Consider the following 23,514-nt stretch of genomic DNA (forward strand, 5'->3'; position numbering starts at 1 on the left):
CCGTACTATGGTAGAATTTATTATTCGTAAGCAAGGAATTTGTAAGCAAGTGAGGTGCAAATGTGAGCAGGCTGCATGTAGCCAAAGCGTTGAACAACAATGTAATCATAGCGAACCATCCTGGGCATGGAGAGGTCGTTGTCATTGGCAAAGGCATTGGATTTAACCGCAAGCAGGGCGATTCTATTCCTCTGGGTGCGGTGGAGAAGATGTTCATTCTGACGAACCAGCAGGAGCAAGAGCAATACAAACAGCTCGTGCCTCAAATCGACGAAAATTTAATCGAAGTCATCGGGGAAATCATTATGTACATATCCCAGAAGACCGGCAAAGAACTGAATGAACATATTCACATTGCATTAACTGATCACATTTCGTTTGCAATTAAGCGGGCGGAGCAGGATATTGCAATCCATAATCCCTTCTTGTTCGAGACAAGGGAGATATACCCTATGGAGTACGAGCTGGCTGAATACGCCATCGAACTGATCCATGATAAATTAGGCATAGACTTGGGCCAGGATGAAATTGGCTTTGTCGCTCTTCATATCAACAGCGCAATGACGAATCGGCATGTTAGCGAAGTGCGGGAGCATACGCAACTGATTGCGGATTTAGTGGGTATAGTAGAGGAAGAGCTGAAGCTAAGAATACTTCGTCATTCCTTGGATTATTCTCGTCTGCTGACTCATCTAAGATTTGCCATTGAAAGAGTACGTCGCGGCGATAAAGTTGCTGTTGTCGAGAAATTGGAAGCGCTGCTCAGTCAGGAATATCCGGCGCTATATCAGTTGGCCGGAAGATTGACGAAGGTCATGGAGGAGAGACTGGACAGGCCGGTTTATCAGGCAGAGATCAGTTACTTAACCATGCATTTGCATCGTCTAACGGTTCATCATAAATGATTATCGATAGAAGCTTGACACTAATTCAAACTTCTTGTTATACTCTAGTCGATAAACAACAATAGCATATCACAATGTGTAACTGATTCGATCAGGCATGAGTTGATTAAAGTACTTTGATTGTATTGCTACCATGCGGGGTATTATAACCGTAGGAGAGCTATGCAATAGGTATCTTTTATTGACCCATGCCTTTTTGCTGTTGTTTAATCGCTATAGAGAGAAAAAACCATACAGGAGGATGGATATGTTTAAACGCTTTTTTGGCGTGCTGCAGCGGGTGGGCAAGGCGTTAATGCTGCCAGTAGCGCTGCTGCCAGCAGCTGGTTTGCTGCTTGGAATCGGGAACATGCTGGTAAACCCGGATTTTCTTAATCTCGTTCCGGCTCTAGATAATGCCACGGTAAATGCGGTTGCTACAGTGATGATGAATGCTGGTGATATCGTATTTACAAACCTAGCTCTGCTATTTGCCGTCGGGGTAGCCGTAGGGCTTGCTGGTGGAGATGGAGTAGCAGGGCTTGCTGCGATTATTGGTTACTTGGTCATGAATGTGACCATGGGAACGGTAATCGGAGTTACGCCATCGATGATTGGGGAAGATCCAGCTTACGCTAGCATACTTGGTATCCCGACACTAGGGACAGGGGTGTTCGGAGGGATTATAGTAGGGGTTCTTGCAGCTTCGATGTATAAGCGATTCTTTAAAATCGAGCTGCCATCCTATCTAGGTTTTTTTGCGGGTAAACGTTTCGTGCCGATTATGACAGCAGCGACTTCCTTGCTGCTTGGATTGGTCATGGTGGTCATTTGGCCGCCGATTCAGAGCGGACTTAATACGGTTTCCCACTTTATGCTGGAGCAGAACCGTACGCTTTCTGCCTTTATTTTTGGAATCATCGAACGGGGACTCATTCCATTTGGTCTCCATCATATCTTCTATTCGCCGTTCTGGTTTGAGTTTGGAGAATATGTGAATAGTGCCGGAGATATCATACGCGGCGACCAGAAAATCTTTATGGCGCAGCTTCGCGATGGCGTTGGCTTTACGGCGGGAACATTCATGACGGGTAAATTCCCATTCATGATGTTCGGGTTGCCGGCAGCGGCTTTAGCTATCTATCATGAAGCTAAGCCCCAGCATAAGAAATTCGTTGCCGGGATTATGGGATCGGCTGCACTGACTTCCTTTTTGACGGGAATTACTGAACCGCTTGAATTCTCATTCTTGTTCGTTGCTCCGATATTGTTCGTTGTACACTGTGTGTTTGCAGGCTTGTCCTTCATGACAATGCATTTGTTAGATGTTAAAATCGGGATGACATTCTCCGGCGGTCTGATTGACTTCTTGATTTTCGGGGTAATTCCGGGGCGCACACCTTGGTGGAACGTCATTATCGTCGGCTTGATTCTTGCTGTTATTTACTACTTCGGATTCCGCTTTGTGATTCGCAAATTCAATCTTAAGACACCAGGCCGCGAGGATGATGCGACTGAGGATGGCAGTGGAGAACAAGAAGCGGGATCTAAAGTGAAGCAGGATGAACTGCCGCACAACATACTTGACGCGCTGGGCGGAAAGGATAATATTGTTCATTTGGATGCTTGTATTACCCGCCTTCGGGTTGAGGTGAAAGAGAAATCGGAAGTGGACAAGAATCGACTGAAGAAATTGGGTGCTTCTGGAGTTCTTGAAGTTGGCAACAACGTTCAAGCCATTTTTGGCACAAGATCTGATACGATTAAAACCCAAATTGGAGATATAATGGAGGGTAAGACCCCGGCGATTGCTCCAGCTGCTTCTGCAGACAAAGCCGCCGAGGTTGAGCAGCTAGCCATGCAAGAGGGTAAAGCGATTATAGAAGAGGAAATCGTTATGCCAGCAAGCGGCGAAATTTTGAGTATCACAGAAGTTCCTGATCCTGTATTTTCCGAAAAGATGACAGGTGACGGGTTTGCTATACTGCCGAATGAAGGAATGATTTGTTCGCCGGTTAACGGAAAAGTGTTCAATGTGTTCCCTAGCAAGCATGCCATCGGTATTTTGTCCGATGGGGGCAAGGAAGTGCTGGTGCATATTGGAGTTAATACGGTGAAGCTGAAAGGACAAGGATTTAAAGTTCTTGTGGAAGAAGGAGATATTGTAGCGGCAGGACAACAGATTATGGAAGTGGATATCGCCTATGTAAAAGAAAATGCGAAATCCCTAATATCGCCGATTATTTTCTCCAATCTTCCGGAAGGTTCTACAGTATCCTTGAATAGATCAGGTACATTGAAAGCCGGAACAGGGGACATTATTACTATTAAGTAAGCACAGCATTGGTTACAGAATCCCTCATCTCAATAAGTTGACCACTTTTGAGGTGAGGGAGTTATAATAAACATAAATTCAAAGCAGAAAGCGAGATGTACTAACATGGAAAGAGTATTCAGAATTACGGACGAAGACGGAATCCACGCACGCCCAGCAACAGCGCTGGTTAATACAGCAAATAAATTCAGCGGTGCGGAAGCTTTCGCGGAAGCGAACGGCAAGAAAGTAACTTTGAAGTCGATTCTGGGGGTACTATCCCTGGGTCTTGAGCAAGGTGATCTTATTACGATCATTGTTGAAGGAGACAATGCCGCAGAAGCACTTCAAGCGCTCACTGATGTAATGGTCAATGAAGGGTTAGGCGAAGTGAATGCTTAATATTCAAGGGATTGCTGCATCGGCAGGTGTAGCGATTGCTCCGGTATTCAAGCTGGAGCATCCTGACTATACGGTAAAGCACCGGGGGATCGAAGATACTGCGGCTGAGATTACTCGCCTGGAAGAAGCTTTATCGAAATCGCAGCAGGAGCTTGAAGCAATTAAGGCGCGTACGCAGCAAGAGCTGGGGGAGAAGAAGGCGGAGATTTTTGAATCGCACTTGCTTATTCTGAATGATCCTGAGCTGCTTACGCCGGTACGAGATAAAATTAATACGGAGAAAGTCAGCGCGGAGTATGCGCTGAATGAAACGGCACAGCAGTTTATCTCCATGTTCGAAAATATGAAGAGCGACTATCTTCGTGAACGGGCTGCTGATATGAAAGACGTAACGAAGCGCGTGCTGACCCACTTGCTTGGATTGAACTATGTGAATCCTGCAGAGATTAGCGAGGAGGTTATCGTGGTAGCGGAAGACCTGACGCCTTCGGATACAGCGCAGCTTAACCGCAAATACGTTAAGGGCTTTACGACAAACATCGGCGGCCGTACTTCTCACTCTGCGATTATGGCTCGTTCCTTGGAAATTCCGGCTGTTGTCGGAACGAAAGACGTACTAAGTAAAGTAAGCAATGGCGACCTGCTTATTGTAGACGGGCTTGACGGTACAGTGATCGTAAACCCGTCTGCCGAAGTAGTGGAGCAATATACAGCCAAACGCGACGCTTATTTGCAACAAATCGAAGAATGGAAGAAGCTGCGTGAGGTTCCGACAGTATCCCGTGACGGGGTACACGTGGAATTAGCTGCCAATATCGGAACACCGAACGATGTTACGGGCGTTCTTGAAAATGGCGGTGAGGGCGTAGGTCTATACCGCACCGAGTTCCTTTATATGGGGCGGACGGAGCTCCCTTCGGAAGAAGTGCAGTTCAACGCTTATAAGACGGTGCTTGAAAAAATGGAAGGCAAGCCCGTAGTTGTAAGAACGCTTGATATCGGCGGCGATAAAGAGCTGCCTTATCTGGATTTGCCAAAGGAAATGAACCCTTTCCTTGGCTTCCGAGCCGTTCGTCTCTGTCTGGAGCAGACGGATATCTTCCGCACACAGCTTCGCGCCTTGCTGCGGGCTAGCACGTACGGGAATTTGCGGATTATGTTCCCTATGATTGCTACCCTGGATGAGTTCCGCCAAGCGAAAGCCTTGCTGTTGGAAGAGAAGGCTAAGCTCGTATCTGAGGGTGTAGCCGTATCGGAAGATATTCAAATTGGCATCATGGTGGAAATTCCTGCTACAGCCGTATTGGCTGATCAATTCGCTAAAGAAGTCGACTTCTTTAGTATCGGCACGAACGATCTCATTCAGTATACGATGGCTGCCGACCGGATGAACGAGCGCGTTTCATATTTGTACCAGCCTTATAACCCAGCTATTTTGCGCTTAGTAAAAATGGTTATCGACGCCGCTCACAAAGAAGGACGTTGGGTGGGAATGTGTGGCGAGATGGCAGGGGACGCTACAGCAATTCCGCTGCTGCTTGGACTTGGGCTGGATGAGTTCAGTATGAGCGCTACATCAATCCTGCCAGCCCGTTCGCAAATCGCCAAGCTTTCCAAGAGCGAGATGCAGGAACTGGCAGCAAAGGCACTTCAGCTTGGCACGGCTGAGGAAGTTGTAGAGCTTGTTAAAGGTATTAATCAGTCATAATTGTTAATCAAGTATTAAGTAAACTTTTAACTTTTCCAACATTTTTGGGTTTCATTACAGCCGGCGCATTTTGCGCCGGTTTTTTTTGTTCAATGGTCAAACGTTTGTGATGGTATCGCATCTTTCGCGGAGGGACGTTAGGACTTGTACAAATTTGGGTAAAATAACAATGTGGCTAAAGTTATGCATTACATTGAGGAGGGTGTTACTTTATGACCAAGAGTACGAATCAACAGACCCAGTACTTAGATGTGGCAAAAAGAACTGAGTTTACCCGCTCTTCACTAAATCAATTGAGAAAATCGGGGCATATCCCCGCAAGTGTGTATGGAGGAGGAACGGAAGCCCAGTCCGTTTACGTAGAGGAGAAGCAACTTGTCAAAGTGGCTCGTACGGGACGCACCGAGTTTTTTGACTTGCGGATCGATGGAGGCCAGGGCATTCCGGTTTTGATAAAAGAATTCCAACAGCGCAGCGGAAAAGTCCTTCATGTGGATTTTCAGAAGGTTTCGAAAAATAAACCGATTCGCGTCAGGGTGCCGATTATTTATAATGGGACGGCGAAAGGAACCAAAGTCGGCGGAATATTGCAGGTTCAAGCGACAGAGCTCGAAATTGAAGGCTTGCCGGACGTGCTCCCGGGAGGGCTGGAAGTGGATGTGACGTCGCTGGGAACCGGCGACAAGCTGGTTGCGGCCGATATCCAACTGCCTGAGGGAATAACGTTGATCGGCGGAGAAGATGAGCTGCTGGCTTCTATCGTGTTGCCGCGTTTGGCGGAGGCGGATAACGATACAGAGGCCGATCCTGCTTCGGAGCCGGAATCGGCTGAGGCTGCGGAAGATAAAGAATAGGGTAATAACTGAGCTGGTTGAAAGGAAGACGGTCTAGTGGATCGTCTTTTTTTTCGTGTTCTGCGGCATGTATAAATATAGTGGTATAATATATTCATGATATGTATTATAATTCCATTAATAGATACTATAAAACATTCCTTTGTAACTAGGTTAGTTACTACTGTATAATGTGATTATGCAAATTTTAAGAAAGTGGGGATGACATGCCGCCGAAGAAAAAGAGTCCTGCGTTGGCACAGCGCCAAACGGAACAAACGAAGCAAAAGCAGAAACAGAAGACAAGACAAATTATTTGGTTTTCCACGGTTGGAATATTGCTGGCGCTTTGCATTATCGTGTTAGTGATTCCGACGAAGCCTTCGAACGAAGCAGCAGCGGAGGCGACATTCGATTATGCTAGCCTTCCAGTGCTCGGAGATCCGAACGCTCCGATCAAGATCGTAGAATTCGGAGACTATAAATGCCCGGCATGCAGCATCTTCAATGAGCTCGTAAAGCCACAAATCCAAAGCGATTATGTAGATCAGGGCAAGGCAGCTTTTTATTTTATGAACTTCCCGTTTATCAGCTCTGATTCAGATACGGCTGCTCTAGCGGCGCAAGCTGTATATCATCAAAGCAATGAAGCTTTTTGGAGCTATTTCGACGCCTTGTACAAGAATCAAGGGGAAGAGAGTGCACAATGGGCGACAGTTGATTTTCTGGTAGAATTGGCTGAGAAGGAAAATATCGGCATCGATTACGAGCTTCTTCGCAAGGATATCGAGGAGAAGACGTATCAGAAAGAAGTGGACGAGCATAGAAATATGGCTAACCAGCTTAGAATCGGAGGAACGCCGTCCCTATTTATCAATGGAAAGCTTTATCAAGGCCATTTTGAAGACTACGCCGCGATTAAGGAGCTTATCGAAAACGAGTTAAAGGGTGAATAAGGATGGCGCAAGGATCGGTGCGTTCTTTTTTCAGAGAATATGGCATTTATCTTGCTTGGCTAGTATCCATGGTGGCCACTGCCGGCAGCTTGTATTTAAGTGAAGTGCTATATTACGAACCCTGCAAGCTTTGCTGGTTCCAGCGGATTTTTATGTACCCCCTGGCCATTCTGCTCGGAATGGCGGCGTTTCGTAACGACCGCAGGATTCTCGTTTATACCATTCCGCTCAGCATCATCGGAGGAACTATCTCTACCTATCATTACGCTCAGCAAAAGATTCCGGGTTTGGCGAAGCTATTGCCATGCAAAGTAGGGATACCTTGCAACATTGATTACTTGAATTGGTGGGGGTTTGTGACGATTCCTTTTATGGCTCTAATCGCATTTATATTAATTACTGTATGTCTGTTTCTTGCTAGAACTTCCTCTAATCAAGATTAATAATTCATAGAGTGCCCTCGGCCATTTGGATTGGCTGAAGGGCACTTTTTGTGCTGATGCATGAGGAGGAGCGCTCATCGGTTGGCTGATGCTTCGTCTGGGTAATGGATAGTGCAACAAATTGAAAGCGTGAAACGTTATTGTAAGTGGAGGTGCATCATGAATAAGAGCAGAGGAATGATGACTTTATTTGCAGCAGTGTTGCTTACATTGTCTTTGTCGCTGACAGCCTGCAGTAAAACGGATAGCCCGGCGAATCCCCCTGATGAGGCGGCGCAAGCTGAGGAGACGAAACAGGGAACGGGCCAGTTTGTCGGTCTGATGGATAATCACTCGGTAGAAATAGTAGTGAATGGCGAACCGACAGCATTTCAGATGGACGCTTCGATAGCGGCTATAGCTGAGGGATTGGCTCCGAATGAATCGGTTGAGTTTGAATACGTAGAGAAAGCTATCGACGGAGAGGATACGTTAAAGCAGTTGTTTCTTACCAAACTAGTGAGGGTGTCACAGTCGGATTCGCCAGTCGGGTTGCCGGCTACTAAACAGTTGGAAGTAGAGCTTGAAGGAATGAAGGAAGCACGGAATGCCAATTTAGCAGAAGGCAATGGCTATGCGCTTTATGTGTTTGATATTTTCACATTTGATTCGAAGACCGATACATTGAGTATGAACTATGACCCCAATTACAAGGTGAAAATTGTTAAGCTGCCATCGGACTATAAGACAGATGAGTTGTTGTCGGAGGCAAATAAACAGCTGTCAAAGAACGGGCAGGTAGAGGAAGTGCAAAGCGATGTCATGGATAGATTCATGAAAGACACCTCGGTGTTCCTGGAAGCTGTCGGAAACGATCTGACTCAGCAATATATCGTTAAAGAAATCGACGGGCAAGGTTATGCTTTTGAGTTGATTATCCCGCATGGGGAAGCTACGGAAGGCTTTGTACCTTTAGCCTATGCCACTTTAAATTCCATCGTAACAAAATAGCTGTATATTGTTAATAACCTTAGCGAGAGCGGTCTTGCTGAGGTTATTTTCTTTTTATTCTGAACTATAACCGTGCTCGTTTCTTAGTGAAGCTGTTGTGACAAGTGCCTAGCCGTGCGCATATCATACCAAAGACGATTAATTACTGAGCAAAGGAGAGAACGGCTTGAAGAAGAACAGAACCCCAAGAACCAGTAGAGCGAAAAAGTCACTCTATTTTGTAGATAATCCGGAAATTGATGAACTTAAGATGCTGGAGGATGACAGGCGCGAACGACGAGCCGGGCAGAAGGAAATCAAAATCCACCAATCTATCGCTCCCGTAATATCTCCTGAAGAAATTGAAGTGGAGATATTGGATGCTTTTACAGAGGAGTCGGAAAGCGTTGATTGGAAGGAACAAGAAGTAATTAAGGTGGAGCCCTTAGCCGTGGAGGAGCCGCTGATCCCGGCAGTTAATTTGGAGGCCCATTTGGCAGAGAAAAAAACACCACTCGCAAGTGAAGGAATCGTCTATACGAGTGATTTGAGGGATGCTGCCGTTACAGGTGCAAAAATTGCTCCTTATACGATTGATGCCTCGAAAATTAAATATGGTACGATTGGAACCGCTTGGTTGGCTGATTATGCCATTCAAGGCATCAAAATTGCCGACGGGGCTGTTAGCTCTTCTAAAATTGCAGCAGAGTCGATTACAGGGGAGCATTTGGTAGATGGCTCCATAGAGGGAAGAACGATAAGAAACCGCTCAATTAGCGGGGAGAAGCTTCAAGATGGAAGCATTACTTCGGATAAGCTAGCGGATAGTGTCATCGGGGCTGATAAGCTGGCAGATCATTCGATTCAGAGCCGCCACTTAAGCGATTGGATCGTGACTACGGATTTGCTGCAGGATCAAGCCGTCACCTCGGATAAAATATTGAGCGGAAGCATTCAAACGAATAATTTGGCGAACGGAATCATCGATAATTCCAAGCTTGCCGAGCAAGCGGTCACGTCGTCGAAGCTTCGAGACGGCTCGGTCACGGCTTCTAAAATTCAGGATGGCATCATTGAAAGCCGCCACTTAGCTGAGAGTGCAATCACTGCGCGAAACTTGGCCCCCGGATTAATTGGCAAAGAACAGCTGGCTTGCCCGAGTGTGGGTGCTAATCATCTAGAGAATAACATTATTGCTTCGCAGCATATCGGCGAGAATACCGTCCAGTCTAAGCATATTTCCCCGGAATCGATTGACCGGGTTCACATTCGGGCAGGCAGCATTGGGGAAGAGCATATCTGCGCAGGCGAAATTAAGGGAAGACATCTTGCTGACCGCAGCATTCTTTCGTCGAAGCTGGCGGATCAATCGGTAGGCACAGCGCAAATCGTCGAGCAAGCGGTGACATCCTCCAAAATTGCCGATCAAAGCATTCTGCCGCAGAAAATAGCGGATGAATCCGTGCTCACGAGACATCTTGCACAGGGATCGGTTCAAAAATCGCAGCTTGCCCTAGGCGCAGTTACGTCGCGGCATATTGCTGTTGATTCCGTTCAGGGAGAGCATATCGCATCCCATGCGATTGATGAATGGCATATTGCGGAAGAAGCCGTCACCGGAGCTAAAATTGGAGATGGGGAAATATCGGAGCGGCATCTGGCTGAAGATTCCATCTCAACCTCCCTGCTTCAGGACGGTTCAGTGACAAGTGACAAGCTGGACAATGGAAGTGTGACCGGAAATAAAATTGCGAACGGGGCCGTAACCGGTTCGGCCATTGGTACGGAAGCTATCAATTCACGCCATCTTACTACCGGGTTAATTCATACGTCTCATCTATCTCCCAATATTGTGGGTGGAGAGCAACTGCAAGCTGGTGCTATAGAGGAGGAGCATATTCGACAAGGAGCCGTATTTTCTCATCATTTGCAGGATCATGCTGTAACTGCGCTGAAATTGTCGCCTGAGAGTGTCACAAGCGATAAGATCAATGATTTGGCAGTAACGACATCGAAGCTTGCGGAAGGAAGCGTACTCTCCACCAAGCTAGCCCCTGCCGCGATTCTGCCCCAGCATTTTTCTAAGGGAGCCGTTCAAAGCGATTCATTGGCAACCGAGGCGGTACTGTCCGAGCATCTAGCCAATGAATCCGTTACAGACAGGCATCTAGGCATGGGCATATTGAAATCTCATCATTTATCTGATGGCTCTGTGTCGGAACGGGTACTTGAAGACGGATCGATTTCGGCTTCCAAGTTAAGAGAGGGGGCTGTTCAGTCAACTCATTTAACTAAGGGCGTTATTGAAAGCCAACATCTTGGCAGTGAGGTAATAGAGTCTTGGCATGTAGCACCCCAGACGATTACAGGAGCTCATCTAGCTCCGGAATTATATCGCGACGGGCTGCTTCCAGAAGAAGGGATCAGCGGAAACAGTTTGAAGCCTGGTTCCGTGAGACGAGATCATCTGCAGCCGGGATCAGTCGATGAAATCGTGCTGAAGCACGGAGGGGTTAGTTCCCTGCATTTGCAGCCTCAATCCGTGCAAGGTCATCATATGAGTGCAGAGTCAGTCTCAAGTGAGCATTTGATCAATAATATTTTGGAATCTCGCCATTTGTCCGAAGGAGCTATAGGTGCAAGGCATATTGCCGATGGAGAAATTGATTCACGTCATATTCGGCTGCAGGCTTTGCAGATCGGGCATTTGTCTGCCGAATTGCAGCGGGAGGGACTGCTGCCGGAGGGCGGAATTCCCGGAGCAGCCATTATGCCAGAGGCGATAGGGCGTACTCATTTGCAAAGAGGTGCAATCGCCGACGAACAGCTACAAAGCGAATCCGTGGGTTCGTCCCATTTACAGCCAGGTTCTGTACAGAGCAATCATTTGGCGCAAAGATCTGTGCAAAGCGAACATTTGGCTGATGGAGCAATTCAGGGTCAACATTTGTTAATGGGCGCCGTTGACGGAAATCATATCGCTGAAGCATCGCTGGCATCCTGTCATATTCAGTCTCAAGCGGTGCAAGCAGAGCATTTATCAGCAGAACTGCAGCGGGAAGGATTACTGCCAGAAGGGGGGATCGCCGGCAGTGATATTGTACCGGGAGCGATTACTCGGTTGCATCTACAGGATGGATCGGTGGACAGCGATGTATTGCAAAGAGAATCCGTTGGCCCATCCAAACTGCAGCCGCGGTCGGTACAGCGCCATCATTTGAGTGATGAATCGATCATTAGTCCACATCTATCGGAATCTGTAATTCAATCTCATCACCTAACCAAGGGGATTGTAGACGGCAGCCATATTGCGGATGCTTCGCTTGATACCCATCATATCCGGCCTCTAGCAATTCAGTTAGAGCATTTATCAGCGGACTTGCAGCGGAATGGATTGCTTCCGGAGAGAGGGATTATTGGAAGCGATGTGACAACAGGTGCGATCCACCGCACTCATTTACAGGCGGAGATCGTAGATGGAGAAGTATTGCAGGGAGAGTCCGTTGGTTCATCACATTTACAGGCGGGCTCCGTCCAAAGTCATCATCTGGGGAAGGAATCAATCCAAGGCCAACATTTAGCCCCGGGGATCGTAGGTTCTTGTCATCTGTCTGAGGGAAGTGTAGAAGGAAAACATATCGCGGAGTCTTCCCTTGATTCCCGCCATATCCGGCCTCTTACAGTTCAAGTAGAGCATTTATCAGCAGACTTGCAGCAGGATGGATTGCTTCCGGAGAGAGGGATTATCGGCAGCGATGTGACCGCCGGTGCGATCAATCGCACGCATTTGCAGGCGGGGATCGTAGATGGAGAAGTACTGCAGGGAGAATCCGTTAGTTCATCGCATTTACAGGCGGGCTCCGTGCAAAGTTACCATCTGGTGGATGAATCGATCCAAAGCCATCATCTAGCCCCGGGTAGCGTAAATTCTCGTCATCTGTCTGAGGGAAGTGTAGAGGGTGAGCATATCGCGGAGTCTTCCCTTGATTCCCGCCATATCCGGCCTCTTGCGGTTCAAGTCGAGCATTTGTCAGCGGACTTGCAGCGGGACGGATTGCTCCCGGAGAAAGGGATTATTGGAAGCGATGTGACCGCGGGTGCGATCAATCGCACTCATTTGCAGGTGGGGATCGTGGATGGAGAAGTACTTCAGGAAGAATCTGTCGGTTCATCGCATCTCCAGGCGGGCTCCGTACAAAGTTACCATCTGATGGATGAATCGATCCAAGGTCAGCACCTGTCTAGTGGTATCGTGGAATCCGAGCATTTATCCGACGGAAGTGTGGATGGAAGCCATATTGCGGAAGCCTCGCTTGATTCCCGTCATATCCGTTCGCAAGCAGTACAGGTGAAGCATTTATCCATTGATTTGCAGCGTAATGGCTTGCTCCCGGAGAGAGGGATTATCGGCAGCGATGTGGTAGCAGGTGCAATTAGCCGCGCACATTTGCAGGCGGGTGCGGTAGATGGGGAAGTGCTGCAGGCAGAGTCTGTGGGTTCCACGCATATACAAATCGGTGCGGTACAGAACTATCATCTGGCGGATGAATCGATCCAAAGCCAGCATTTGGCGTCAGGAGCGCTGGAGTCCCGCCATTTGTCCGAGGCCAGCGTGACCAGTGCTCACTTGTCTGAAGCAGCGATTGAATCAGGACATATTCAGCCTCAATCCGTGCAGCTGGAGCACTTATCGGCGGATCTTCGCCGGGAAGGCCTGCTGCCAGAAGGCGGTGTGAGCGGAAGCGGCCTAGCGGAGGATTCGGTTAGCCGCGCACATTTGCAGGCGGGTGCAGTAGATGGGGAAGTGCTGCGGGCAGAGTCTGTGGGTTCCAAGCATATACAAATCGGTGCGGTACAGAACTATCATCTGGCGGATGAATCGATCCAAAGCCAGCATTTGGCGACAGGAGTGCTGGAGTCCCGCCATTTGTCCGAGGCCAGCGTGACCAGTGCTCACTTGTCTGAAGCAGCGATTGAATCAGGACATATTCAGTCCCAATCCGTGCAGCTGGAGCACTTATCAGCGGATCTTCGTCGGGAAGGCCTGCTGCCAGAAGGCGGTGTGAGCGGAAGCAGCCTGGCGGAGGGTTCGGTTAGCCGCGTGCATTTGCAGGCGGGTTCCGTTCAGAGCCAGCATATTCAGCAGGGCGCTGTTCAATTGGAACATCTAGCAGTGACGCCAACATTATCCATCCATGGTCAGCCAACGATACAGCAGTTTGGAATGGCAGCTTTTCTTCTTCAGAATCATGAAGAGTCGACTGAAGTGTTGGTTATGTTCGAAGAGCCGTTTGCTCATGCTCATTATGTAATTGTGGCGATGTCGAATCATTCCGGATATTATGCTACATTGAAATCACAATCGCCTGAATCAGCAATTTTTGAAATTACACGATTGAAGAATAGCTCTAAAAATTATGGATTCATAACATGGATTGCCGTAGGCAGTATAAATTAATCGGCTGAACCGAGAAAAGTGTAATTAAGTTTGGCACTGCGATGTAAGAGAGACATTTCCTTTTGTAATTTATCCGCAGTTAAAAGAAATCATGATCAAATCATCGGGGATTTTCTCAGAAATAAGCCGATTCGATTTTAAATATAAGCCTTGTCCAAATCTTAATGTATAGCCTGCCGGCAGTCCGGTGGGCTTTTTCGATATTAGAAGGCTGTTAAGGGCATTTTTAACGGTGGATAGTCAGCAACTATAGATTATTTACTAAAAGGCAGGTATACTTTTTTAGTAATACTGATTTTTAGTAACGATATCCGATTAGCATTGTTTCTCAGCTGGATTGGAGAAGGAGCGGTGAAGGCTGATGAAAAAACCGACAATCGAAGATGTAGCGAAAAGAGCAGGGGTTTCTAAAAGTACAGTTTCCCAATATTTGAATGAACGATATCAGTATATGAGCGAGAATACGAGACAGCGGATCAGCGAAGTTATCGAGGACTTGAAATACCAGCCTAACGGGCTTGCGCGAAGTCTGAAGCAGAATCGAACCTTCATGGTCGGCATTATTGTGGCGAACATCGACTACTCTCTTTCGATTAAATGCATACGTGCCATTGAGAATGAACTCCAGCAGCACAAGACACAGGTAATTATTTGCAACGCTGACGAAAATCCTGAAAAGGAGCGGGAGTACATCGAGATGCTGGCCGCGCGCCAGGTCGATGGTTTGATTGTATTTCCCTCCGGCAATGGAAATAGTTCATATAACAGAATTATGGAAATGAAGCTGCCGCTTGTATTTCTGGATCGCCTTGTCGATGGAGTATCGACGCAAAGTCTGCTGCTTGATAATGAGGCCGCGGTGAAAATTGCGATACAGGAAATGGCAAGCAGGGGCCATGAGCGAATTGCGATGCTGTCGCTGCCTTTGGGCGAATATGCCATCACTCCGCGCAAGGAACGGGTCAGCGGCTATAAAAAAGCGATGGAGGAGCTCGGTCTGCCGATCGATGAATCCTACATTTGTCACGCTCCAAAAGATGAAATACCCGAAATTTTGGGGAAGCTGCTGTCATTGCCCCAGCCGCCTACGGCGCTACTCGCGGGCAATGATATCGTGCTGGCGGAAATATTAAAGTATGCCAATCAGACAGGCCTGCGGATCCCGGATCAGCTATCTGTTATTGGCATCGATGATGCTGAGTTTGCGCATATTTACAATCCAATTATCACGACGATATCCCAACCGGCTTCTGATATGGGGACGCAGGCGGCGAGGATTTTACTTTCTTCGATTGAGCAGAAGGGGACGGAGCTGCCGATTACGTATCGTTTTCCGCCTGTTTTGCAGCAAGGGCAATCTGTACAAAATGTATAAGCTTAAACAAAGAAGAACATGCTTCACTTTTATAAGTGAAGCATGTTCTTTCGTTTGTAGAGCGTAATATTCATCATTCTAAATCTATGATTGCACCCAATTATCGGTTCATAAACTTTTGCAGCTTTTCCCGGTCAGGCAGACCGTCCATATCTCCCGGCGACATGATATTGATGGCACCGATCGCATTGCCGCGGCGGACAGCTTCTTTGAGCGGCAACTGCTCCAGCAATCCGCTAATAACTCCAACAGCAAATCCGTCTCCGGCACCAACGGTATCTACGACTTCCTCGACCTTGAAGCCTTCAGCATATCCCTCCTGATCGGCTGATTTGAAATAAGCGCCCTCCGGCCCGAGCTTAATGACGACGAGCGAAACACCGCGCTCAAGGTAAAAATCGGCGATATCCTCAGGCTTATCATGGCCTGTAAGCTGCTTGCCTTCGCTTATGCCCGGGAACACCCAGTTGGAGCGCGCTGCAAGATCATTAATGGCTTGAATCATTGTGTCGGTATCCGGCCAGAGAGAAGGGCGCAGGTTTGGATCGAAGGATACGGTCTTGCCCTTGGATCTCATAAAATCGATAGCATGAAGAGCGAATTCATGGCACGATTTAGATACGGCCGGGAAAATGCCCGTCACATGCATATGCTTGGCCAAAGCGAAGTAATCGCTATCAAAATCAGCCAAGTTCAACGTGGATGCGGCTGAATTTTTGCGGAAATATTCTACAACGGGATCACCCGTCAGCACCTTGGATTTGACCAGCATGCCTGTTCTATATTCATCCGTAAATTTTACGTTCGAAGTGTCGATGTTTTCTTGGTTTAAAGTTTCGGTAATAAAATGGCCAAAGTTATCTTCTCCAAGCTTGGTGACAAGGCCAACGGAATGTCCCAGGCGGGATAAACCAACGGATACATTGCATTCCGCTCCAGCCATTGCCTTGGAGAAAGAAAGCGCTTTATGCAATTCCCCGGGTTCATTGGCGTAAAACATGGCCATCGGTTCACCGAAAGTGACTACGTCCAGCTTTTTGTTCATGTGTGCTTCCTCCTAAACCTTTTTAAAGTGATTGTTTATGGGTGTACTCCAGAATTAATGCTTTACCTTGAAATTAACACATAAATCGGTTTTGTACAATAAAGGAATCGTTAATTTGTGATAAGACACATAAAATCCTTAAGAAATCACGAAAATTAGCGAGAATATAATTATTTTTCAATAATATAGTGCATTTACTTCGGGAATGTTGTTTAATATGATGTAGATAATAGTAAAATAAGAGAGTAAATTTAATAAAAAAGTTTAGTTGAAAGGGAGATTGCGATGAAAAAAATAAAAGTGCTGCAAAATATTACGACGCTGGGCGTTGTAGCGGTTATTCGTGGTGATGACGCAGAGTCGGCCTACCAGATGTCTAAAGCTTGCATCGAGGGCGGCTTGAACAATATCGAGGTTACTTTTACAACGCCTGATGCGGATCAAGTCATTAAACGGCTGATTCAGGAATATGGGGAGAAGGCGGTGATCGGCGCTGGGACAGTGCTCGATCCGATTACGGCGAGAATCGCCATTTTGGCTGGAGCTGAATTTGTAGTGAGCCCGTCATTTGATGAGGAGACCGGAAAGCTCTGTAATTTATACAGCATTCCTTACATGCCTGGATGCATGACGCTGAACGAGATGAAGGAAGCATTGAAGGTAGGCGTGGATGTGCTGAAGCTCTTCCCTGGAAACAACTTTGATCCTGGCTTTATTAAAGCCGTCAAAGGCCCGATGCCGCATGTGAACATTATGCCGACGGGTGGGGTGGATCTGGACAATATGGAGCAGTGGGTTCGTAGTGGATGCGTGGCTGTAGGGATTGGCGGCAACCTGACTGCCCCGGCTAAGGAAGGACGCTATGACCTGATTACTGAGCTGGCAGCCAAATATGTAGCTAAATTTCGCGAGATTCGTTAATTGACGCTTATCCGATATTGATGCAGAAAAAGATCGAGCAGGGCTAAATCATCGCGCCTTGCTCGATCTTTTTTCGTTTGGCTCTGTAAATTAATTATTATTTACAGTAATTTTTAACCCGATTTTATCTTTTTCGGTTATTGGTCGGATCACTCTACATGGTACACCCGCCGCAACAACATTTGCAGGTATATCTTTTGTAACAACACTCCCAGCACCGATAATAGTATTATCACCAATAGTCACTCCTGGAACAATCGTAACAGAACCACTAATCCAAACATTATCCCCTATATGAATTGGCGATGACCTCTCATAGCCTGCTTTACGCTCAGCAGCATCCATTGCATGATTTGGTGTATACAAACTAACATTTGGACCAATCAACACATTGTTTCCAATAGTAACCTTGGCACAATCCAAAATAGTGCAATTTGTGTTTGCGTAGAAGTGATCCCCAATTGTAATGTTATAGCCAAAATCACAGTTAAAAGGTGATTCAATCCACGCGTTTTCTCCTACGGAATGAAACAATTTTTGAATGATTTGGTTTCTTTCATAGCGTTCCGATGGTTTCATATTATTAAATTCAAATAACAAATCTTTCGCTCTTTCTCTTTCTTTGGTTAACTCTTCGTCCCAACATATGTAATACTCTTGATTTAACATTTTATCTTTTTCAGATTTCATTGTGTAAATCTCCTTTTTAGCCTTTTAATTGTACATACCATTATAATGACATGTATTTTCCAGTCACTCCAACAAAAACTCCAACAAAAGCCTTTATTCAACTATACTAACTGCTTTGTTAGTTGAATAAAGGCTGCACATTGAATTTTGGCAGTCGTAAACTGTCATAGGTGTTGGTCATTTTCATTGATTAAACGACCAACAGCAGAGCCTTTCGCTTTAGTCCAGCGTGTATGGCGCAAGGTTGGACGGAAGAGCTGCTGGACGATGGCACCGGCTTGTCATTTCGTAATAATGTCCTGAATCGGAGGATTCATGGAAAGCCCACATCGCTTCCAGAACGTGATAAGCCAGCTCGCCACTGGCTCGGTGCGGACGTTTATTGATTAGAGCATAGGCCATGTCAGCAGGGCCTATTCCGCGGCTATTCTCGGAATAGCCCGGGAGAAGGGGCTGCTCGCTCCATTCGGCTTCACCGATTTTGCGGTATTTCACGGGGCCGCCGAAGGTGTTGGGATCCGGCACGAGGATCGTCCCTTCTGTACCATGTATTTCGATCGGAGGCAGGCTGCTGCCTCCAAAAATATCAAAGCTTGTAATCAGCGTGGCGATGGCCCCGTTTTCGAAGCGCAGCGTACCGGCGACATGGGTCGGAATGTCCACAGGAATCGCTTTGCCGTACTTTTTCTCGCTCGTAATGACCCGCTCCTCCATCGCTTTTCCCGTCATTCCGGCAATGCTGCGAATTGGCCCGAGCAATTGGATGAGGGCAGTCAAGTAATACGGACCCATGTCAAACATAGGCCCTCCGCCTTGCGCATAGTAGAACTCCGGATCGGGATGCCAGAATTCGTGACCACGGCTCATCATGAAGGCCGTCGCCGATACTGGGCGGCCGATGACACCGTCCTCGATTAATTGGAGTGCGGTTTGGATGCCGGCTCCGAGGAAGGTTTCCGGGGCACTGCCAACGAGAAGGCCGAGCTTTTTCGCCTTATCCAGCACGAGCCTGCCTTCCTCTAGTGTGGCGGTAAGCGGCTTTTCCACGTAGACATGCTTGCCGGCTTCCAGCGCTTTAATGCTCACCTCGGCGTGAACGGCTGGGATCGTCAAGTTGATCACGATATCGATATCCGGATCGCCGAGCAACTCATCCGTGGTGCAAGCACGGGGAATACCGTATTTCTCCGCTTGTTCCCGAGCCCGGTTCAAATCCAGATCAGCGCAGGCCGCGAGCTCCAGAACGCCGAATTTCTTGCAGTTTTCCATATAAATGCTGCTTATTTTTCCACAGCCGATAATGCCTACCTTCATTCTATCCATCATAGGACTCTCCTCTTAGAAGCAGCTTTGGGGTTATCACCCATAGCTCCTGGGTTATTGACTGTCGCCCATACCGGTATAATTGTTCTGCGGCTTAAGTGCCTTGTCGCCATACAGCGCTTCGGCCTGCTGCTTGCCTTCCGCTGCCCAAAGCAAGCCGCGAGTCATCAGCTCAGTGACCTGCGGAAGTGCGACGATGTCTGCGTGATGCCCCAGAGAGTTATAGTAGACGCGCCCGACTCCCCAGCGCTTCGTCCAAACAACCGGCATATCGACGGCCTTATTCAATCGATGTGGACCGTCTGCTACAGGAAAGCGGGTTGTAGCCAGCACTTCGACCGCAGGGTCGACATGCAGATAATATTGCTCGCTTTCCACCGTGAAATCTTCCATTCCTGCGACAAGCGGACTTGAGGACTGCTTGATTTCCACCGTATATTTCACACCGTCATTGCCCGGATGGGCCACCCATTGGCCGCCGGTCATAAACTGCCAATCTACGTTATGCCGGAAAGAATCGCACATGCCGCCGTGACAGCCGGCCAGACCAGTACCGTTCTGTACAGCTGCCGATACATTGTCGACGTAAGCCTGCGGGATTTCTCCCATCGTCCAAACCGGTACGATCAGATCGAGATTCATCAGCTTCTCTGCATCTGCATACGCTTCCAATGTATCAGCAACCTCGACGTCAAATTGATGCTTGCGCAATATATTTGCAAAAATGGCAGCGACTTGTTCCGGCTCGTGTCCATCCCAGCCGCCCCAAACGATTAATCCCTTTTTCATATCTTATATATCTCCTTTACATTTCCGAGATTTCAACCCAGCGACGCTCATCGATGGAGCGTTCTACTGCTTCGAGGACAGCTTGGCATTTTACGCCGTCATGGAAATTTGGCTGCGGCAGCCTGTTTTCCCGAAGAGCATTCGTAAGTTCTAATATTTCATGGATGAAGGTATGCTCGAAGCCGATCGTATGTCCTGGCGGCCACCAGGCTTCTGCATATTCATGAGCCGGATCCGTAGCCAACACCCGCCTGAAACCTTGCACATCCTCTTCATCGGAGGTGAAGTAGACTTCAAGTTCGTTCATCCGTTCAAAATCAAATTTCACACTGCCGAGACTTCCGTTAATTTCAAAGGAATTGGTCGACCGATGGCCTGCTGCAAAGCGCGTTGCTTCGAAGCTGCCGAGTGCGCCGCCTGCAAAGCGTGCCAAGAAAAGCGTAGCGTCGTCAACGGTTACGGGGCCCTTCGGAGCGTCCTTACTGCCTTTAGCGCTCAAGCCCGTCATCTCAGCAGCAATCGGGCGTTCTTTAATGAAGGTCTCGCTCATGCCGATAACCTCATCGATGTCTCCTACTAAATAGTGGGCAAGATCAATCAAATGGGCGCCGAGATCGCCATGCGACCCGGAGCCGGCGATTTCCTTCTGTAATCTCCAGACGAGCGGAAATTCTGGATCCATGATCCAGTCCTGCAGGAACCAGGCTCTGAAGTGATAGATTTTGCCTAGCCTGCCGCTCTCCACCAGCTTCTTGGCCAGCTTGACCGCTGGCGAGAAGCGGTAATTAAAGCCGACCATATGAGCGACCTTGGCTTCTTCCGCTGCCTGCAGCATTTCGCGAGCATCGCTTAACGTCAGCGCAAGCGGTTTCTCGCAGAAAATATGTTTCCCCGCCTTGGCAGCAGCGAGCGCGATTTCTTTATGTGCGTCACTAGGAGCATTAATGTCGATTAAGTCGATATCGTCACGGGCGATCAGATCCTTCCAGTCTGTTACGATATCAGACCATCCCAATTGTGTGGCGGCCTCAGTTACAGCAGCTTTGTTTCTTCCGCACAGAGCGGTCATTTCAGGCTTAAGAGCTTCAGGAAAAAACATCGGCAGCGTTCGATAAGCGTTGCTGTGTGCTTTACCCATAAATTTATAACCAATCATTCCGACGCGCAGCTGTTTCATTGTATCCCTCCATCACATCATAATAATTGATATCACTATCATTATAGAAAGTAGCGCAATGAATCTCTCGCCAGTTTATGCTTATTCATAGACAAAAAATGCACTTTAAGCATAAAGTGCATTTCAGATTGAAGATAGAATTGGCTAATAGGCTTTATAATATCAAGAGACGCCGTAACGTGAGCTTGAAGGAACGCAGCCCTTCAGTTCTTTATATACCCGATTGAACGTACGAATGCTGTTGAAGCCGCATTCCAGCGCAATCTCCATGATGCTGGCATCACTGCTGATCAGTTTGCGTTCCGCCTTGAGCACACGGATCGTATTGAGATAGGTTCGAAAATTCATACCTATAGCGCTTTTGAACGTACGGCAAAAATAAGATGGCTCCATTTGAAAATGGGCCGAGATCATTTCCACCGATAAATCATCCTGATAATTCTCTTCGATGAACGACAAAATTTGCTGTGTTCTAGCCCGCTTCGATTCGAGCTTGCTTCGCGAGCTGCGGCTCAGGCTCTGAGTCGGCAAGCTTCTCTGCAGCGTTCCGCATAACTCAAGCAGACCGGCCTTAATGAACATTTGATGACCGGGCCTGGCGTTCTCTTTTTCCTCTATAATGCCGTAAAGCAGCTGCTTGATATGCGTAAATGCCGGGTGCCCTCCCGGGATGAAGGGAGAAACAAAGCTGAAATCATTTGGCCAGTTCACGGCCAGGCTGATCATTTCCGGTTTGAATATGAGTATGATGACCTGTGAATTTTCCTTGCTCTCAAAATAATGAATGTCGTTACTGCAGCAAATGACCATATCGCCTTGCGTGAGAAGACGTTTTTCCTCATTTACTCCGACTAGGATGCTTCCTGTTTCCACATAAATAAACTCAATTTCAGAATGATAATGTGCATAGAACGTCAGGTTATGTCCGTGGTGGATAACTAATGGCAGCTCGTAATCCAGTATCCAATTTTGATAGAAAGATTTCATGCCCTCACTCCCGTGCTTTGAACATTACACACTTTCATCATATCGAGAAGTACAATTAATGTCTAATGGGAGAGAGAGGGCATAGCTGTTTGAAGCCTCTTTTATTTGGTTTTTCTGAACAGGGTAGCAATAACGCCGATCACGATAAACAGAATGATGCTGGAGATCATTAATTCTTATGTAAATAATTTGAATATCGAAGTATAATTAGTCTATTGGAAGAAAAATATGGAATATTGGCGACTGTTAGGAGCTGGACATCTCCGATGCAGTCCAATATCGACAGCCGGGAGTATGTTCATTTGCTTGGGGATGAAATGGAGAGGAGAGATATACATATGTCTATAGGTAAATTAATATGTATTGCGCATGCGGGTGGCAGTGCATCGTCTTACTTGCGTTGGAGCAGGTATTTCGATGCGAATATGAAGGTTGTTCCGCTTGAGTATGCGGGGCGAGGGGTGAGATCGAGTGAGAAATTATACAATAATATGAACGAGGCCGTGGCAGATCTTGTCGATGAGTTGAAGCCGCATCTAGCCGATGGCATTCCTTACGCACTGTTTGGGCACAGTCTCGGAGCGCTGGCTGCTTACGAGCTGGCTTGTGAGCTGCAAAAGTCTCATTTGCTTATGCCGACAATATTAGTCGTCTCGGGGAGAAATCCACCCCATATGAGGAGTACAAAAAAACGTCATGAATTGCCCGAGGCAGAGTTTCGGGAGGAATTGATCACTATGGGCGGAACGCCTTCCGAGCTGCTGCAAGACAAATCGTTCGCCGAATATTTCATTCCGATCGCCCGCTCCGATTTCAAGCTCGCCGAAACGTATCAGTTGCAGTCGGCAAGACCTAAGCTGCATACAAACGTAGGTATATTGAATGGTATGGCTGATGAATGGGTCGATCTGGAGCATGCGGACAAATGGGGGGATTACTGTGAAGGGATTGTTTGGAATGAGCAGTTCCCGGGAGGTCACTTTTACCTGCATGAGTCTCCCGAGCAAGTGGCTTTATTCTTGAACCGAAGGCTCGCCCAGCAGCCCGTTTGGTAAATATCGTTTGAAGGCTAATTTTATAGAACTGGAGAAGGCTGGCGCCATAATGGCGCCGGTTTATTTGCTATTAAAACATACTAATATAATCATTAATCGTTTTAAATTAACAAATAGTGCGTATTATATATTGAATATTAATTAATTATGACGTAATATATACACAATAAAACTTTTTTTAAGGA

The 23,514-nt window shown here is 47.3% G+C and carries 18 protein-coding genes; 12 read left to right on the forward strand and 6 right to left on the reverse strand.

Annotated features, from left to right (window positions below; translation table 11 throughout):
- The first annotated feature begins 62 nt into the window (after positions 1-62).
- The 10 genes from glcT to CZ379_RS12110 all read left to right on the forward strand — a co-directional run bounded on the left by glcT (position 63) and on the right by CZ379_RS12110 (position 15,342).
- A complete protein-coding gene (gene glcT, locus CZ379_RS12065; RefSeq protein ID WP_110931840.1) occupies positions 63-905 on the forward strand; it encodes a glucose PTS transporter transcription antiterminator GlcT in 843 nt (280 codons plus the stop codon).
- A 247-nt stretch (positions 906-1,152) separates the two neighbouring features.
- A complete protein-coding gene (gene ptsG / locus CZ379_RS12070; RefSeq protein ID WP_110931841.1) occupies positions 1,153-3,219 on the forward strand; it encodes a glucose-specific PTS transporter subunit IIBC in 2,067 nt (688 codons plus the stop codon).
- 105 nt (positions 3,220-3,324) lie between these two features.
- On the forward strand, positions 3,325-3,600 hold the full coding sequence (locus CZ379_RS12075; RefSeq protein ID WP_110931842.1) for an HPr family phosphocarrier protein: 276 nt from the start codon (positions 3,325-3,327) through the stop codon (positions 3,598-3,600).
- On the forward strand, positions 3,593-5,308 hold the full coding sequence (gene ptsP, locus CZ379_RS12080; RefSeq protein ID WP_110931843.1) for a phosphoenolpyruvate--protein phosphotransferase: 1,716 nt from the start codon (positions 3,593-3,595) through the stop codon (positions 5,306-5,308). The genes CZ379_RS12075 and ptsP overlap by 8 nt, the downstream gene beginning before the upstream one ends.
- Positions 5,309-5,520: 212 nt before the next feature.
- On the forward strand, positions 5,521-6,162 hold the full coding sequence (locus tag CZ379_RS12085) for a 50S ribosomal protein L25 (RefSeq protein ID WP_110931844.1): 642 nt from the start codon (positions 5,521-5,523) through the stop codon (positions 6,160-6,162).
- Between the two features lie 206 nt (positions 6,163-6,368).
- Positions 6,369-7,097, forward strand: coding sequence for a DsbA family protein (locus CZ379_RS12090; RefSeq protein WP_110931845.1), 729 nt, complete (start codon positions 6,369-6,371; stop codon positions 7,095-7,097).
- Positions 7,098-7,099: 2 nt separating this feature from the next.
- Positions 7,100-7,540 carry a disulfide oxidoreductase gene (locus CZ379_RS12095; RefSeq protein ID WP_110931846.1) on the forward strand — a complete coding sequence of 147 codons (441 nt, stop codon included), beginning with the start codon at positions 7,100-7,102 and terminating at the stop codon, positions 7,538-7,540.
- Between the two features lie 159 nt (positions 7,541-7,699).
- Complete coding sequence (locus CZ379_RS12100; RefSeq protein ID WP_110931847.1) at positions 7,700-8,530, forward strand: hypothetical protein; 831 nt, start codon at positions 7,700-7,702, stop codon at positions 8,528-8,530.
- A gap of 166 nt (positions 8,531-8,696) precedes the next feature.
- Entirely contained in the window at positions 8,697-13,967 is a 5,271-nt protein-coding gene (locus CZ379_RS12105; protein ID WP_110931848.1) for a WIAG-tail domain, read from the forward strand.
- A 361-nt stretch (positions 13,968-14,328) separates the two neighbouring features.
- The gene (locus CZ379_RS12110) at positions 14,329-15,342 is read left to right on the forward strand and encodes a LacI family DNA-binding transcriptional regulator (protein ID WP_110931849.1); all 1,014 of its coding nucleotides are present in this window, start codon (positions 14,329-14,331) and stop codon (positions 15,340-15,342) included.
- A 100-nt stretch (positions 15,343-15,442) separates the two neighbouring features.
- On the opposite strand, the gene CZ379_RS12115 is transcribed toward CZ379_RS12110, so the two are convergent.
- Positions 15,443-16,387, reverse strand: coding sequence for a sugar kinase (locus tag CZ379_RS12115; protein ID WP_110931850.1), 945 nt, complete (start codon positions 16,385-16,387; stop codon positions 15,443-15,445).
- Positions 16,388-16,672: 285 nt separating this feature from the next.
- On the opposite strand from CZ379_RS12115, the gene CZ379_RS12120 reads away from it, so the two are divergent.
- On the forward strand, positions 16,673-17,308 hold the full coding sequence (locus tag CZ379_RS12120) for a bifunctional 4-hydroxy-2-oxoglutarate aldolase/2-dehydro-3-deoxy-phosphogluconate aldolase (RefSeq protein ID WP_110931851.1): 636 nt from the start codon (positions 16,673-16,675) through the stop codon (positions 17,306-17,308).
- Positions 17,309-17,398: 90 nt separating this feature from the next.
- Here CZ379_RS12120 and CZ379_RS12125 read toward each other — a convergent pair whose 3' ends face one another.
- The 5 genes from CZ379_RS12125 to CZ379_RS12145 form a co-directional block, all read right to left on the reverse strand.
- Positions 17,399-17,998, reverse strand: a complete 600-nt coding sequence (locus CZ379_RS12125; RefSeq protein WP_110931852.1) for a sugar O-acetyltransferase — start codon at positions 17,996-17,998, stop codon at positions 17,399-17,401.
- 219 nt (positions 17,999-18,217) lie between these two features.
- Positions 18,218-19,321, reverse strand: coding sequence for a Gfo/Idh/MocA family protein (locus CZ379_RS12130; protein ID WP_110931853.1), 1,104 nt, complete (start codon positions 19,319-19,321; stop codon positions 18,218-18,220).
- Between the two features lie 54 nt (positions 19,322-19,375).
- The gene (locus CZ379_RS12135; RefSeq protein WP_110931854.1) at positions 19,376-20,110 is read right to left on the reverse strand and encodes a ThuA domain-containing protein; all 735 of its coding nucleotides are present in this window, start codon (positions 20,108-20,110) and stop codon (positions 19,376-19,378) included.
- 16 nt (positions 20,111-20,126) lie between these two features.
- Positions 20,127-21,287 (reverse strand): Gfo/Idh/MocA family protein, encoded by a 1,161-nt coding sequence (locus tag CZ379_RS12140; protein ID WP_110931855.1) that lies wholly within the window; start codon positions 21,285-21,287, stop codon positions 20,127-20,129.
- A gap of 162 nt (positions 21,288-21,449) precedes the next feature.
- A complete protein-coding gene (locus tag CZ379_RS12145; RefSeq protein ID WP_110931856.1) occupies positions 21,450-22,274 on the reverse strand; it encodes an AraC family transcriptional regulator in 825 nt (274 codons plus the stop codon).
- A 266-nt stretch (positions 22,275-22,540) separates the two neighbouring features.
- Here CZ379_RS12145 and CZ379_RS12150 point away from each other — a divergent pair, with 266 nt between their 5' ends.
- Positions 22,541-23,329 carry a thioesterase II family protein gene (locus tag CZ379_RS12150; RefSeq protein WP_110931857.1) on the forward strand — a complete coding sequence of 263 codons (789 nt, stop codon included), beginning with the start codon at positions 22,541-22,543 and terminating at the stop codon, positions 23,327-23,329.
- Positions 23,330-23,514: the final 185 nt, after the last annotated feature.

Source organism: Paenibacillus bouchesdurhonensis, from assembly GCF_900155685.1.
Taxonomy (GTDB): domain Bacteria; phylum Bacillota; class Bacilli; order Paenibacillales; family Paenibacillaceae; genus Fontibacillus; species Fontibacillus bouchesdurhonensis.

Coding starts and splice junctions, on each gene's coding strand:
- ptsG (WP_110931841.1), top strand. CDS start 1,153: ATGTTTAAACGCTTTTTTGGCGTGCTGCAGCGGGTGGGCAAGGCGTTA.
- CZ379_RS12075 (WP_110931842.1), top strand. CDS start 3,325: ATGGAAAGAGTATTCAGAATTACGGACGAAGACGGAATCCACGCACGC.
- ptsP (WP_110931843.1), top strand. CDS start 3,593: ATGCTTAATATTCAAGGGATTGCTGCATCGGCAGGTGTAGCGATTGCT.
- CZ379_RS12085 (WP_110931844.1), top strand. CDS start 5,521: ATGACCAAGAGTACGAATCAACAGACCCAGTACTTAGATGTGGCAAAA.
- CZ379_RS12090 (WP_110931845.1), top strand. CDS start 6,369: ATGCCGCCGAAGAAAAAGAGTCCTGCGTTGGCACAGCGCCAAACGGAA.
- CZ379_RS12095 (WP_110931846.1), top strand. CDS start 7,100: ATGGCGCAAGGATCGGTGCGTTCTTTTTTCAGAGAATATGGCATTTAT.
- CZ379_RS12100 (WP_110931847.1), top strand. CDS start 7,700: ATGAATAAGAGCAGAGGAATGATGACTTTATTTGCAGCAGTGTTGCTT.
- CZ379_RS12110 (WP_110931849.1), top strand. CDS start 14,329: ATGAAAAAACCGACAATCGAAGATGTAGCGAAAAGAGCAGGGGTTTCT.
- CZ379_RS12115 (WP_110931850.1), bottom strand. CDS start 16,387: ATGAACAAAAAGCTGGACGTAGTCACTTTCGGTGAACCGATGGCCATG.
- CZ379_RS12120 (WP_110931851.1), top strand. CDS start 16,673: ATGAAAAAAATAAAAGTGCTGCAAAATATTACGACGCTGGGCGTTGTA.
- CZ379_RS12125 (WP_110931852.1), bottom strand. CDS start 17,998: ATGAAATCTGAAAAAGATAAAATGTTAAATCAAGAGTATTACATATGT.
- CZ379_RS12130 (WP_110931853.1), bottom strand. CDS start 19,321: ATGGATAGAATGAAGGTAGGCATTATCGGCTGTGGAAAAATAAGCAGC.
- CZ379_RS12135 (WP_110931854.1), bottom strand. CDS start 20,110: ATGAAAAAGGGATTAATCGTTTGGGGCGGCTGGGATGGACACGAGCCG.
- CZ379_RS12140 (WP_110931855.1), bottom strand. CDS start 21,287: ATGAAACAGCTGCGCGTCGGAATGATTGGTTATAAATTTATGGGTAAA.
- CZ379_RS12145 (WP_110931856.1), bottom strand. CDS start 22,274: ATGAAATCTTTCTATCAAAATTGGATACTGGATTACGAGCTGCCATTA.
- CZ379_RS12150 (WP_110931857.1), top strand. CDS start 22,541: ATGCAGTCCAATATCGACAGCCGGGAGTATGTTCATTTGCTTGGGGAT.